General features: G+C 46.3%; 11 protein-coding genes. 5 read left to right on the forward strand and 6 right to left on the reverse strand.

What is annotated here, in order from left to right; all coding sequences use genetic code 11:
- The coding region (locus tag JGK14_RS12600; RefSeq protein ID WP_325315135.1) for a tetratricopeptide repeat protein at positions 1 to 422 on the reverse strand (422 nt) is incomplete at its 3' end.
- A 134-nt stretch (positions 423 to 556) separates the two neighbouring features.
- Between JGK14_RS12600 and JGK14_RS12605 the strand changes: the two genes are divergently transcribed.
- On the forward strand, positions 557 to 820 hold the full coding sequence (locus JGK14_RS12605; RefSeq protein ID WP_293193190.1) for a hypothetical protein: 264 nt from the start codon (positions 557 to 559) through the stop codon (positions 818 to 820).
- A 232-nt stretch (positions 821 to 1,052) separates the two neighbouring features.
- Here the strand turns inward: JGK14_RS12605 and tsaB are convergent, their stop codons facing one another.
- Both tsaB and JGK14_RS12615 read right to left on the reverse strand, forming a co-directional pair.
- Positions 1,053 to 1,775, reverse strand: coding sequence for a tRNA (adenosine(37)-N6)-threonylcarbamoyltransferase complex dimerization subunit type 1 TsaB (gene tsaB, locus JGK14_RS12610; protein WP_325315136.1), 723 nt, complete (start codon positions 1,773 to 1,775; stop codon positions 1,053 to 1,055).
- 2 nt (positions 1,776 to 1,777) lie between these two features.
- Positions 1,778 to 3,487, reverse strand: a complete 1,710-nt coding sequence (locus JGK14_RS12615; RefSeq protein ID WP_293220059.1) for a serine/threonine-protein kinase — start codon at positions 3,485 to 3,487, stop codon at positions 1,778 to 1,780.
- 39 nt (positions 3,488 to 3,526) lie between these two features.
- Between JGK14_RS12615 and JGK14_RS12620 the strand changes: the two genes are divergently transcribed.
- Entirely contained in the window at positions 3,527 to 3,673 is a 147-nt protein-coding gene (locus JGK14_RS12620; protein ID WP_293176922.1) for a hypothetical protein, read from the forward strand.
- A 132-nt stretch (positions 3,674 to 3,805) separates the two neighbouring features.
- Here JGK14_RS12620 and JGK14_RS12625 read toward each other — a convergent pair whose 3' ends face one another.
- Complete coding sequence (locus tag JGK14_RS12625) at positions 3,806 to 4,054, reverse strand: Ycf34 family protein (RefSeq protein WP_293146353.1); 249 nt, start codon at positions 4,052 to 4,054, stop codon at positions 3,806 to 3,808.
- 108 nt (positions 4,055 to 4,162) lie between these two features.
- Between JGK14_RS12625 and JGK14_RS12630 the strand changes: the two genes are divergently transcribed.
- Positions 4,163 to 5,428 (forward strand): CCA tRNA nucleotidyltransferase, encoded by a 1,266-nt coding sequence (locus tag JGK14_RS12630; protein ID WP_293205540.1) that lies wholly within the window; start codon positions 4,163 to 4,165, stop codon positions 5,426 to 5,428.
- 256 nt (positions 5,429 to 5,684) lie between these two features.
- On the opposite strand, the gene JGK14_RS12635 is transcribed toward JGK14_RS12630, so the two are convergent.
- Entirely contained in the window at positions 5,685 to 6,803 is a 1,119-nt protein-coding gene (locus JGK14_RS12635; RefSeq protein WP_293218815.1) for an ankyrin repeat domain-containing protein, read from the reverse strand.
- Between the two features lie 935 nt (positions 6,804 to 7,738).
- Between JGK14_RS12635 and JGK14_RS12640 the strand changes: the two genes are divergently transcribed.
- Both JGK14_RS12640 and JGK14_RS12645 read left to right on the forward strand, forming a co-directional pair.
- Positions 7,739 to 8,350, forward strand: coding sequence for a 2OG-Fe(II) oxygenase (locus tag JGK14_RS12640; RefSeq protein WP_293176916.1), 612 nt, complete (start codon positions 7,739 to 7,741; stop codon positions 8,348 to 8,350).
- Between the two features lie 820 nt (positions 8,351 to 9,170).
- A complete protein-coding gene (locus tag JGK14_RS12645) occupies positions 9,171 to 11,345 on the forward strand; it encodes a glutamine synthetase III family protein (RefSeq protein ID WP_293176914.1) in 2,175 nt (724 codons plus the stop codon).
- Positions 11,346 to 11,608: 263 nt separating this feature from the next.
- Here the strand turns inward: JGK14_RS12645 and JGK14_RS12650 are convergent, their stop codons facing one another.
- Positions 11,609 to 14,500: a two-partner secretion domain-containing protein gene (locus tag JGK14_RS12650; RefSeq protein WP_325315137.1), complete on the reverse strand. Its 2,892-nt coding sequence runs from the start codon at positions 14,498 to 14,500 to the stop codon at positions 11,609 to 11,611.
- Between the last annotated feature and the right edge of the window lie 11 nt (positions 14,501 to 14,511).

Here is a 14,511-nt window from a genome sequence, read left to right on the forward strand (position 1 = left end):
AAGTCTGAGTAGACTTGGCCGATGTTGTTGAGGTTAACAGCTTCCCCAGAGCGATCGCTCGCAGCCCGAAATAGGGGAAGGGACTGGCTGTAATACTCTCTTGCTTTGAGTTTTTCTCCCAAATCTGAGTAGGCTTTGCCGATGCCCATCAGGGCGATCGCTTCCCCGTGACTATCGCTCGCTTCCCGAAACAATTTTAATGCTATTTCAAACTGAACTATCGCACTTTTTTTAGCTTCTACCGTTCCTTGTTGGTAAAGTAGTAGTCCCTCTTTTAATGCTGCTTCAGCAACGCCAATACTGTTTGTTTGTGCTGTTTGTACGGCTTTACCAACGGGCACGGCTGCTGCTACTGGCCGACTTAAATGAAGCGAAAGTGCGATCGACATACCAGCCAAAACCCATTGAGTGCGATCGAGCATAACTACCCCTTTTGTATTTTATTAAATTTTAATCACTATCCAGCTTGGTGTAAAGGCAGGAAGAGGTAAGGGCGATCGACATTTTTCCTGAATTGGTAAACTGAGCTTGTAGTGCGATCGAACTTTTGCCTAAAATGAGCAACAGCCTAATCGAGTCCAATTCGATAAACACCCACTGGGATTGCCCCGAGTGCGAAGGCACAGGTACAGTCAACGGAGAAACTTGCCCCGAATGTCTCGGAGCAAAATACATTGATATTGATGCGCTAATTAGCTGGATGCTCGCTTTTATGGAATCTCGCGGCTGCAATCCCGATGAAATCGACCAATTGCGAACCGAAAACCCAGATGCGCTGACATTAACTTTTTGCCTCGAACTTTGTATCGCCCTGAAATAAACAACAACAAAAACTCTCTCTTCTCTTCTCTTCCTTTGCGCCCTTCGCGCCTTCGCGGTTCAATAAAAAAATCTCATTCACAAATCCTTAAAAATTACCAAATTAAGTCCCAATAAAACCTACGCACGGGTAGTCAGAAACCGGGTTTTTTAGAAAAATTATTCGTTATCACCCAGAGATTAGGTAAAAAACCCGGTTTCTTTGGTCTTAATGCGTAAGTTTTGCCCAATATTCAGTGTCCCTGCACGGGATGTTGCCCGTAATAAGGCAAAGCATCCCACCAATCAGGGCGACTTCCTTGTTTCCACTCCAAATAAGCCAAATCCAAGACGCCAGAAACCGACGAACCCAACTCGCTACCAACTTCAATTAACTGATAGGAATTTTCCCAGCTTTCCAGCTTTTCCTGCCAAGATTCAGGAGTCATTACGGTATCAGGAAATAACTCAGTTAAACCCGAATTACCGTTAACTGAATAAACAGCGCCAAACAATTGACCTCGCTGTGCGGGCATTTGCAGCGCAATATCCTCTCTCAAAAGCCCCCCCTTAGCAAGGGGGGGTTGGGGGGGTTCCACACTCAAAAGCCCCCCCTTACTAAGGGGGGGTTGGGGGGGTTCCAACCAAGCAACAGCCGCCAAAGTTGAGATAGTAAAAACCGGAATATTCAACTGTTGAGCCAAAGTCCGCGCCGTCACCATACCCATGCGAGTCCCCGTAAAACCTCCGGGCCCCTTCGCCACTGCAATAAAAGCCAAATCCGCCCAAGTTTGCGGCTGGATAAACTCTACTAAATGTTGGTGTAAATCCGTTGCTAAACTGCGGCCCAAATTCCAAGTTTGGCAGCGATAATCACCGGAAAAATTGCTGATTGCTAAACCTAATTCTGGTGTTGAGGTGTGCAACGCTAAGCCGTATTTTTTTACTAATGTTTTGTCTTGGGGATTGCTATTCACGATTACTGATAATTTTCCTTCACAAAAAACAGCGGCAATGCCACAACCAAGCAACCCAATAGAATGCCAAATATTCCCGTGTTTAAAATCCTTGAATTGCCCATGCCACCAGTTATCAAAAACAGCACTACTAAACTGGCAAATAAATTCTTGTTCGCAAATTCTTTGTCTTGAGAAACTTGATGTTTGACAACCATAAAACCGGATGCAACTATAAGCGCGAACCAAGAATTAAAAATGACTATTTGAGAGCCAAAGATAAACCAAACTAAAGCAAACATGAGCGAATCGAGCCAGAAATCCTGAGTTTTCAACTTCGGAAGCCAAAATTCTTGGGTAACAACTGGGGCGATTTTCTTGGCTAATTGATTGTGTTGCAGCCGCAGGAGTTTGTTTTTTAATTGAATTTTGGGATCGATTTGCAATACTTCCTTCCACTCGGGGACGCGAGAATTGTTTACTCTTCCCAACAGCTTAATGGTTGCGACTTTATTTAACTGCAAAGTGGTGAGTCTGGTGGCAATTATTTGGGATAAGTGCGGATAGTGAACGGGATTGTCTTGGGTTCTGTTGATGACGAGATTCAGCTTTTGCTTGGCTTGACTGATTTGGATTGTAACATTGTACGGGGCGATCGCCTCTTGTAAAGCTTGCTGAATTTCGGCTTGCTGTTCCCGACCCAAAAGCGCAGGTGCCGGGGCCAGTGCAGGCTTCGATTCTGCGCTTGTTTCCGGCGCATCCAGCACGGGCTGCGCGTCTAAATAGACCGGCTTGGGGTTCAACTGCCGGATGACTGCGGATGCTGAATTGTAGCGCCGGTTGGTGGCACTTTGGAGCATCGTGTCGAGGATGCGGCCGAAATCGTCGCTAACAGCACTCTTCAAATAATTGCGCCAAGCCCAGGAATCTTCGGCGCCCTCGAACAAGTCGAAGGGAGGAATGTGAGTCAGCAAGTGAATGCAAGTAACACCCAAACTGTAGATATCGCTAGCAAAAACTGCTTTTCCCATCAATTGTTCTGGGGCTGTATAAGCAGCGCTGCCGATAATTGTACCAGTTTGTGGCAATCCGGTTGCTGTTACTTTCTTTGCTGCACCAAAGTCTACTAAAACTATATCTTTTTGGAAAGGAGAGGGTTGATAGGAATTTTCTAAGGCGGGTAAAGGGGCGGGAGATAGGCGGCGGCGAATGATATTTTCTGGTTTGATATCGCGGTGAATAACTTTGGATTTGTGAACGAAGTGGATTACGGGCAATAAATCGTTGAGGATTTGCCGAATTTGGGTTTCGGTGAATGCTCCTTTTTGTTCTAATTCTTGAGCTAGATTTTTGCCGTCTATAAATTCTTGTACTAAATATTGTCTTCCCTCTTGTTCAAAATGCGCGATTAATTCGGGAATTTGGGGATGTTTTCCCAAGGTTTCTAGCTGGGCTGCTTCTTGGTGGAAGAGTTGGGCGGCTTTTTCGGCTGCGGTGTTTTGCGGGAAAAATTGCTTGATGACGCACTGCCCAAAAGTCTGGGGTTTGGTTTCATCAACTGCTAGGAAAGTTCTGCCGAAGCCTCCTTGCGCGATCGGCTTTATGGTACGGTAGCGAGATGCTGATGGCGATTGTTCGTTAGTTAACAACAATTTTGAGCCGCAACTTTGGCAAAATTCTGCATCACCGGGGTTTTGCGGATTCTGACAAGTTGGGTTTAAGCAATAGGACATTGGATTTTAGATTTTGGATTTTAGATTTTAGATTTAGGAATGGGGAATTGGGAATTGGGAATTGGGAATTGGGCATCGGGCATCGGACATCGGACATCGGGAATTGGGAATTGGGAATTGGGAATTGGGCATCGGGCATCGGACATCGGACATCGGGAATTGGAACTAAAAAATACCAACTGTTAACGAAGAGGGCGGGCACGGGGGCACTGCCCCTACCACAGGTCAAATGTCTACGGTCTACTAACAACTAATAACTAATAACTAACAACTAACAACTGTCAACTGTCAACTGTCAACTGTCAACTGTCAACTGACTCAAGTCGGGACGAGTTCGCCCGGCCGCAATTTTGCCCATTTGCCGGTCTCTTGTTTGAAACTTTGACACCCGACTACATCCCATTCCATTTCTACTTCGTCTTGACGGGGGCGGATGTTGACGTTGATGGTGGGTTCTACGGGGTCGAAATCGGGTGTTTCGGTGAGGTGGATTTGTTCGTGCTGTCCTTCTACGGCGTGGTATGTGAAGCAGCGGTCTACATAGTGGCAGTTAATACAAATACACATTCTTGATATCCTCTGTGCATTTCAAAAAGATTGGTGAATTTTGAGCTTTCTGTTAATCTAGCGTAGCAAGAGTTTAATTGTTTGTAAGGAAAGTAGATTTTTGTTGCGATGCCGATGAATTTGCCACCTGCGTTATCTCCTGAGACTTGGCCGTTCGATTTGGAACTGCTGACACCGCCTGTTTATTTGGTGGGCGGCGCGGTGCGGGATGCGCTGCTGGGCCGCCGATCGCACTATTTTGATTTGGATTTCGTTATGTTAGCACGGGCAGTGAAAACTGCTAGAAAAATTGCCGATCGCACGAAAGGCGGATTTGTGTTGTTGGATGCGGAACGACAGATTGCGCGGGTGGTGTTTGCGGGCGGTACGGTGGATTTTGCACAGGCTTTCGGGGGGAGTCTGGAGGAGGATTTGCACCGCCGCGATTTTCGGATAAATGCGATCGCCTGCAATCCTTTTACCGGAGAAATCATCGATCCTTTGGACGGTCAAGCTGATTTGCGGTTGGGTTTGCTGCGGATGATTTCGCGATCGAATTTAGAGGACGATCCGCTGAGGTTATTAAGAGCTTACCGCCAAGCGGCACAGTTGGGTTTTGCGATCGAACCGGAAACTTTGCAGGCGATTCGGGAATTGGCGCCGTTGTTGAGTCGGGTGGCGGTGGAACGGGTGCGGACAGAATTAGGTTATTTGTTGAGCAATAATAACGGCGTTCCTTGGATTTGTAAGGGTTGCGAAGATGGGTTGTTTTCGATTTGGTTTGAAAGCGCGATCGACCGTTTCGATATCTTGACAAAAATTGACTCGTGTGCTGCTGAATTGGCGGCAATTTACCCGGAGTTGGAGAGAGAGTTTGGGCGATCGATTCGAGATACAATTAAAACGCCGTTGTTGGCGATCGGGAAGTTGGCTGTTTTGGCAAATTCCGACCCGACAATCGCTGAAACCGAGTTGCTGCGGTTGAAGTACAGCAATGCAGAGATTAAAAGTGCGATCGAGCTTTTGAAATATTTGCCACAACTTCAAGCACAACCGATTGCAGAAATGTCCTTACGAGAACAGTATTTCTTGTTTCGCGACGTGGGAATAGTATTTCCAATTTTAGCAGTTTTAGCCATGGCAGCGGGAATTGCGGTTGAGGAGATTGCACTGTTAATTAATCGCTATCTCGATGTCGGTGATATAGTCGCCCATCCCACACAATTAGTGAGCGGCAATGAGTTAATGGAATCTTTGAATATTCCCAGAAGTCCACGCATCGGTCAATTGTTAATGGAGATTCAATTAGCGCGGGTGGAAGGGAGAATTGCGACTCGCGAAGATGCCCTGAAATTGGCGTCAGACTTTGTTGCGGTACAGCCAGATTTGATATAAATACAAATCCCTAAAATGTATAGCGGTTATCAGAAAGATTAGGTACGTTGTTGGGCTTTAGCCCTCTGACTGCCGCATACAAAATACGACTTTGAAACCTCGTTGACTCCTAAATTCGCCTCGGCAGATTAAAGATGAGGGATGAGGTACGTTGTTGGGCTAAAGCCCTCTTACTACCGCATACAAAATACGACTTTCAAACCTCGTTTATCCCTGAGCCAGCCTAGTTTGTTGAGGATAAGTTTAAACCGCCGATTTATCTTTGAGCTCCGTGCTGTTTGAGTAACTTAACAATCTCCGGAGTTGATGATTTGTAAGCAATACTTAAGGCAGTTGCACCATTTTTGTTTCGAGCGTTTACATCCGCACCCTTTGCAAGAAACAACTTTACTAATGCAGGTTTGAATTGCGGAGAGATACCAGTATTGGATTGCACAATTCTCATCAACAGAGTAGTATTATCGTAAGGATCTGGAGCGTTGACATCAGCACCGCGATCGATCAATAATTTTACAATCTCGATATTTCGATGGGAGACAGCGCTGTAAAGTAAACCTGATGGTACTTTGGCTTTATTCTTGAGAAGTAATTCAATTATCTCTTGCTTCTTTTTTTCAGACTCAAACCTATTGATTACAGAAAAAAAGGTGTTATCATTCACCTTGGCGCCTCGCTCGATCAAGGCTTTCATTGCTTGAGAATTGCCGCTTTCTGCTGCGATGTTGAGTGCTGTTTGTCCGTATTCGCTGCGATCGATCGCCTCCATGTCTGCACCGCTGGCGATTAAAAGGTCGATCGCCCCGCTACCCCGTCCAGCAGCCGCCGCGTGCAGGGGCGTTTGTCCTGATTTGTCGAGAGCCCTTACATCCAATCCTTTTTGGAGAAACAACTGTACAATTGCCTGATTTGGGCCAAAAGCAGCCGCGTGTAACAGTGTTTGGTTTAAATAAGTCTTGAAATGGATATCTGCATTTTTTGCCAAGAGCTTTTCGACTGCTGCGCGATCGCCCGTGTAAGCAGCACTAAACAGCAAAATGTTGATATTATCTATTTTCGGCAATTCCCATTCATCTAACATATCCCCAATTCTCACCCGATCGCCCTGCCAACTCACAGACACAAGCTGCACCATCTCAAAACTTTTACTATTCAACTCTCTTCCAGCCGCATCGAACAGAAATACATCGCAGGGGGCATCGCTTCCTCCACCGGGCATAGAAAACACCATCGGATATCTGAGAATCGCGATCGAATATTTGCCATCAGGACTAAATTCGGCCGTGCGAATACCCAATTTCATAATTTGTCGGGGGGCAACGGAGAGGATAATTAACAAGCCTAAAATACCAAGACAGCCAAAACGAAAGAAACGCATAATTATCTTAAGGTAGCTTATGCGATCGACTATAGCAGTGCTAAATGAGTCGTAAAGTTTTTTACCCCACCCCAACCCTCCCCTTATTAAGGGGAGGGAGTAAGAAATTTACAAATGATTTAGGATTGCTATATAACTTTTAACCTATGTCGGTCGATCGCACTTTGGGAATTAGCAAACAACGATCGCGATCGCACCTGCAAATCTTTCAGCAGCATGGTGACGCCAGATAGAGCGACTTTTGGACGATCGGCAAAATTTACTGCAAGCTAGACTAGAGTTGTAATGGTCGTTCTCGATCGACAATTTACAACAACTCATCAAAAAACATTCATCCAGCAAAGTCCGGGAATTCCCGTTGGAGCTTGTGCTGGTTGTTCCCTTCGTGTTACTACTGAGTTACGAAACTTCCGCATATCCTCGGCGAGGAACTAAGCTTTTCCCAAGTCTGAGCAATTGCTGCATTCCTATCCGCTGTTTCCGTTAAACTTTGGTCAGGAACCCAACTCTAAAGAGATTGGGCTTGCAAGAGAAATCAAGTAAGCCATTCTGACCAGCCTAAGTCTTCACTGACTACGTTATTTGGGTCACGACACCCTGTGGATGCGACGCCAGTCTCCTGCTCTGTCGCTAGTGGTTAAACAGTTTTAAGGTCACTGAAACAGTGCTGCTAGCCCAACAAGCCCTTATAACATTGGCGAGGCGAACATTACCCCGCAAGGGAGGCTCCACAAGAGCAAACATTATGCGTACAGGGTTGCAAGGTTTGAAACGGTAACTGTCCCGTTGAAAGTGCATTACAAAAGTACACCAAACCAAGCAACTCCAAGGCGGTAATGGCAAGAAAGATTCAAGGCGGTTGAAACCGCCCGGGTTGTTTCCCTCTCAGGTCTAAAGACTCTGAGTTTCTCACTTACCGAATAGTTTGATGATTTTTGAGCGCCTTGAAATACTACAGCCAACATCCTAACGCTTTCTCGATCGACTATCTCAACGACTTACGAGGAGCAATTCTCGCCTCACCTTACTTTGCAACCAACAACCTCAACCGCGATTTCATCGGCACAAAAGGCTTTTCCGTGGTATTTGGGCGCGCTCAAATCGCCGAAGTCGAGCGCCGATTCCCGTTGTTCAAACCCTATCTAGACCAAGCATTACAGCCGGAATGCAACGCTTTTTACCTCAATCCCCTGCTTCTGGGCGAAGGTTCCCGCGTCGATCCGCATATCGATCGATCTTTGCGATCGTACTGCAAAACGGTTGAACCTCCCGCCGCCGTCAGCGTTTTGTACGTACAAGTTCCCCCAAATTTGCAAGGCGGAGAATTGATACTCCGGCGCAACAAACAGCAAGTCGGACAGATTAAGCCACAAGTCAATTCACTGATCTATTTTCAAGGAGATTTGACACACTCAGTCAACGCCGTAAAAAGTAGCGGGACTCGCTTAAGTTTGGTTTGCGAACAGTACAGTTTGAGCGCCACAGAATTACAAGATATTCCCGGATTTACAATCGAGTCTCGGGCCGCGAAAGCAAAGAATAAGTGAAGTTTATTCGATAATTGATATCTGATCCAGTGAATGAATCAAAATGCTTGTAGGGGCGGGTTAACCAACAATTTATGGCTCAAACCAACAATCTCATAAACCCGCCCCCACCACGCGACAAAATTAGCTCGCGCGCAATTCAACGGACATGAAATGAGCTAGTAGCTAGTAGGGTGCGTCAGCTTTGAACTCTCAATTATTGACAAAATAACCCGCTGCTGACACACCCTACAACTCAAATTCTGCCGTTATGTGCGATCGGGCGATCGCCACCTTGGAAAAAAAACTAAAATTCTGTAGCCTACGATACATTTATTTTCTTAATGATTGTTTACAATTTCCAAGTGTAGATTGTGTACTCTCCATAATTCCCCAAAACCCTAAACAAGTGCGTTGTTTGGTGGACAGCGATTTATCGATCGTCGAACCATTAAAAACCATAAGTAGTTTTGACCAGAATTCATAGGAATTAACTCGCACAAAATTTTTGAGCTTACCAGGGTGAAAATTAGCCAGCAAATCTGTGCAGCGCCGACATCTACGATGTTGACTCAAATTAGTACAGTCTCCAGTCATCTATTTGCTTGCTAATAATCGAAATCCAACCGCATCTATGGAACACCGGATTCTCACCAACACCGACGGCGAAGAGATTCCGCCTCGCTCCTCCAATCTTTGAGAGCCAGCCAAACAAGGCATTCTCCAAAAAGTTAGGTCAGACTAAAAATGTTGGTAAATCCAACATATTCGTCAACGGTTAGAATTGCACTAACCTATATTTTTTCACAGCTACTCGTCCTTAATTCGCATAAAAATAACCATGAGTGGAAACGAATCGCGCATTCAAGCAATTTCTCAAATCGTCAACCGCCAAATAACTCCTGCAAAGCCTCCCAAGCGGTTAGAAGAAATGTGGGCAACAGACGTGTTTAGTCTGAGCAAAATGCAAGAAAGCCTGCCCAAAAGCATTTTTAAATCAGTCAAAAATACCATTCAAACAGGTACAACACTCGATCCTTCCGTAGCCGATGTAGTTGCAGTAGCAATGAAAGATTGGGCTATTTCCAAAGGAGCCCTCTACTACGCCCACGTATTCTATCCACTAACAAATAGCACCGCCGAAAAACACGACGGTTTCATCTCCGTCCAAAGCGACGGCTCCGTCATCTCAGAATTTGCAGGTAAACTGCTAGTACAAGGCGAACCCGACGGTTCATCCTTCCCCAACGGTGGCATTCGCTCCACCGCAGCAGCTCGCGGATACACAGCCTGGGATGTCACCAGCCCCGCCTATGTCATGGAAACAGACAACGGCATGACATTGTGCATTCCCACTGTTTTCATCTCCTGGACAGGTGAAGCCCTAGACAAGAAAACCCCGCTTTTGCGCTCCATTGCTGCCATGAACAAAGCAGCAACCAGAGTCTTAAAACTGCTAGGAAATACCGAAGTCGCTCCCGTAAATTCCAGTTGCGGTGCCGAGCAAGAATACTTCCTGATCGATTCCAACTTCGCCAACAGCCGCCCCGATTTGTTATTAGCAGGTCGCACCCTGTTTGGCAAGCCTCCTGCCAAAGGTCAGCAATTTGACGACCACTATTTTGGAGCAATTCCAGAGCGCGTTCAAGTCTTCATGCAAGAAGTAGAAGAAAGAATGTACCGCCTGGGAATTCCTGCCAAAACTCGCCACAACGAAGTAGCACCAGGTCAGTTTGAAATTGCACCCTTTTTTGAAGCAGCAAACGTCGCCAGCGACCACCAACAATTAACCATGACAATTCTCCGCAACACCGCGAAGAAACATGGTTTTATGTGCTTGCTGCACGAGAAGCCTTTCGCAGGAATCAACGGTTCCGGCAAACACGTCAACTGGTCAGTCGGTAACGCCACCCAAGGCAACTTATTAGATCCAGGCGATACACCACACTCCAACATACAGTTCCTAGTTTTCTGCGGCGCTGTAATTCGCGGCGTTCACAAATACGGCCCCTTGTTGCGCGCCGTAGTTGCAACTGCTAGCAACGACCACCGCTTGGGCGCCAATGAAGCTCCGCCAGCAATTATCTCTGTCTATTTGGGATCCCAATTAGAAGATATCTTCGATCAAATTAGCAAGGGGGGTATTAAGGATTCCCAAGGTCGCGGAATCATGAATTTAGGCGTAGAAACACTGCCTGTTTTCGTCAAAGATGCCGGCGACAGAAACCGGACTTCGCCCTTTGCCTTTACTGGAAACCGCTTTGAATTCCGCGCAGTAGGTTCGGGTCAATCTGTTTCCGGCCCGCTGGTCGCGATGAATACAATTCTTGCAGATTCTTTGGACTGGGTTGCTAACAAATTAGAAAGCGCTTTGACCAACGGAACTGACCTGAATGCTGCCATCCAAACAGTTCTGAAAGAAGTGATGGACGAGCATGGTGCTGTGGTATTTGGCGGCAACGGCTATTCTGAAGAATGGCACAAAATGGCCGTTGAAGAACGCGGTTTAGCTAACTTGCGGACTACCGCTGATGCTTTGCCCGTATTGAAGGCAGAATACATTGAGGACTTGTTTGAAAAGACAGGTGTTCTCACTCCGGTTGAATTGGAAAGCCGTTTTGATGTGTATGCAGAGCAGTATATACTGGCTATTGAAGTCGAAGCAAAATTGGTCGGCAGCATTTCCAAAACAATGATTTATCCGGCAGCGGTGAGATATTTGTCGGATCTTTCTAACACAATTGCTGGCTTGAAAGAGATTGGCATTGAATTAGAAAAGGCAACTGCTCAACAAGTCGCGACGCTGGTTAAGTCGATGATGGATACTGCGAGCAAGTTGAGTGATGCTTTGAGCAAGCACGATTTTGCTACAACTGAAGAGCATATGCAGTATGCTTCGCAAACCATTCGTCCTTTGATGGATGAGGTTCGTCAGTATGCTGATGCTTTGGAAGCTGAAGTGGCTGATGATTTGTGGCCGCTTCCTACTTATCAAGAAATGCTGTTTGTTAAGTAAGCTGTTGGGCATCTAAATTGTATTTTTGGGGCGGGCTTTCTGGCCCACCCCACAAGACTTTTCTTAAACTTGACTATACAATTTCAATGCACTTGTGCTTAATCGCAAACCTGGTTAATTTCTGGTGAGATTTGTGGGGACACGGCAATGCCGTGTCCCTACAATATTATTTTCGGGTAGGGACACGGCACTGCCGTCTCCTTTGATGTTATGGTTAAAAACTTTATTTTAATCAACGCCCTACAGTTGCTATCAACCGGATTTCAGCGCTCCCGGCAAACAGGCAAAGCAGGCTTCGATCGCTGCGGAACTTGAGCCATTTGATTGTATGCTACAAGCGTTACTTGTCCATCACCATTTATCACCCAACCTTGAGCGGGAATCACTGGCTGGGGCTGAATTTCTATTTCTGCTTTTGTAGCCTGTAGATTTTGACTGCTACCGACGGCCGGTTCCACCCAACTAAACAGGGTAGAATCGCTGCTGAGCAAATCATTTGGGTTCGCAGGTATTCCTCCTTTACCAGTAATAGTAAACTCACTTCCCGCCCCTTGAGTGCAAGGATTAGCTACAATTAACGCCTCTGGAGAGATAACATTTTGTGGCAATTCTACCAATCCTTGAGCCGGATTGACACCAGAAGTGCTAAACGTTACTGCCCCTTGCAAAGCCGGGCCAGCCTGTTGCGAAATAGCCGCGATGTCGCTAGTGGGAATTAAAGAAGTTGGATTCACTTGTAAGTTAGCAAATTCAGCATCAGTCAGTCCTAAACTGCTTCTAGCTGCTTCGCGATTAATGCTCGTAAAACCAAATATATTCGGTACATTGACTGTAACTTGCCCGCCCCTAGCTGTGCGAGCATTTGCTGTAATATCGCTATTTTCTCGCGGGAGGGCTAACAAAATATCGCTATTAATTCTGATGTTGCCGCCATCAGAATTACCTGCATCGGTGGTAATTCTGCTGCCGCGCCGCAACTGGATGTCTCGCGATCGCAGATTAATATTTGCCCCAGTACCAGATACGGTTGTACCATCAATGCTGGCTTTGTTATCCAGGGCGATCGAGTTGGCGACAACATTAATATTACCAGCCCTTCCCGTTCCCAAAGCCTGAACACTCACCGTTGCACCATCCCGGACAATCAATTGATTAACATTCAGATTTAGCGAACCTGCATTCCCCGTAGCATTGGGATTGACAAGAGTATAGGCAGTACCAGCCGAAGCCTCAATTTTACTCCTGAACCGACCGTTACTTGAGATACCTTGCACTTCTGCGCGATCGGCATTAATCGTAATATCTCCCGCATCTGCTCCACCCAAAGAAGCCGCAGTAATAATGCCCCCATTCCGCACAGTGAGCCTGGGCGTAGAGAGGCGGATATCTCCACCCCTACCAGAGCTTGTAGTTTGAGTGGTAAGAGCACTCGGTACGACGCTCGTATTCCCTGTCAAAACTCCAGAAACACCGCTCACTTCTATCGACTCTGAAGCTCTGATAGTTAAAGTTCCTGCAGGCCCCCCACTGGTAGAAAACAGAACTCCGCCAACAATCGCACCTGTCGATAAACTAATTGCAGCTCCATCAGAAACAATCACCCGCTTAGTGTCAATGGTAATATCCCCAACTTTCCCCCTTCCATCGAAAGAGTTCGTGCCGAGGACAGTTTGCACCGTATTTCCAGGAATGCCCGACAATTCTACCGATTCCCGCGTTTTAACCGTGATATTCCCCGATGCTCCATCACTACGGCTGAAGGTGTTGAGATTGGAGCCATCACGCATCATCAACCGTTGTGCATCAACAGTGATACTTCCGCCTTGGCCGGTACTTCCCTTCGTTGTTCCGCTGCTGAGCGCAGAACTGACGAGTTCGATCGTCTTAGCACGGATATTCAGATTTCCGCTATTTCCAGCACCCAAGGTATTAGTACCGCCCACTGCCCCATCGCGCAGCAACAGTCGTCCAGCTTCAATGTTAAGCTCTCCGGCGTCTCCACTGCCAGCAGTACCAGCGATCATAACAATTTGAGGGTCAAAAGGGTTGAACGTTCCAGATGTCAGATTTAGGTTGTAAATCCGCTGATAGCCTTCAATTCCCAGCCCGCTCATTTCTACTGAGTCAGTAGCGTGGATGTTTAAACTGCTCCCCTTCCCATCTCCCAATGTGGCGCTGGCAATTTGCGTCCCCCCCTGTACTAGCAAATTTTGGGCATTAATATCAATACCTCTACCATCAATATTTCCCAGTGTTAATCCGAAAATTCCCGAACTGCTGATGGTGACGTTTCCACCTCTAATATCTACTTTGCCACCTCCTAATCCACTGGTATTTATCAACGCACCGTTCATTTCAATGTTGCCAAAGTTCTGAATATTGCTGTAGTTTAAATTCAGACCTAAAGCTGTTGGTTCAAATTGCACTAAACCTGGAGTTTTCACACTTCCTAATAATATTTGTCCGGTATAAGCTGTTAAATTGCCGCCGTTTAGTTGAATGTCTCCACCAATTAAGGCTAAAGTTTGACCGGGGTCTACGGCTAAACCAAGTTTGTTAGAAACAGGAACCTCTATCGGTAGTGGTGGTAAGGTTGGTGTGGGGCCCATTGCTTGGGAAGTGTTGACAATTGTACCGGGATTGTCTCGAAATCTCAAGCCCACAGGAATATTAATCGCTAATAATGGTACTGCTTGGGGATTCGCGCTGCTAAATTCAAAGCCGTTATTAAAAACAATACTATCAGCGGTTGAACCGATAAATGAGCCGCGCAAATCTAACCGCGCATTGGGGCCGAAGATAATTCCTTTCGGATTAATTAAAAATAAGTTGGCGTTTCCTTGTACTCCTAATGTTCCTAAAATATTGGAAGAATTGCTACCTGTGACGCGGGTAAAAATGTTAGCAATGCCGTTAGGATTGGCAAAATATGCGCCTCTACCTTCACCGACGTTGAATTCGCGGAAACTGTGAAATAAGCTAGAACCGCGACTTGCACCGCCTTCTATGCGGTCTGATGGTAGGTTATTGATGCTGTCGGAGACTGTGCGGGAGTTTTCAGTTCCTAAAGTGCGATCGGGGACGATTTGAGCAATTGTGGCTGTCGGAAATAGTAATAAGAAAGCAAAAAATAGGGCGGAAGATTTGCGAGGCATAGTTTAACATC

The organism is Microcoleus sp. PH2017_28_MFU_U_A, assembly GCF_020738035.1.
GTDB lineage: Bacteria > Cyanobacteriota > Cyanobacteriia > Cyanobacteriales > Microcoleaceae > Microcoleus.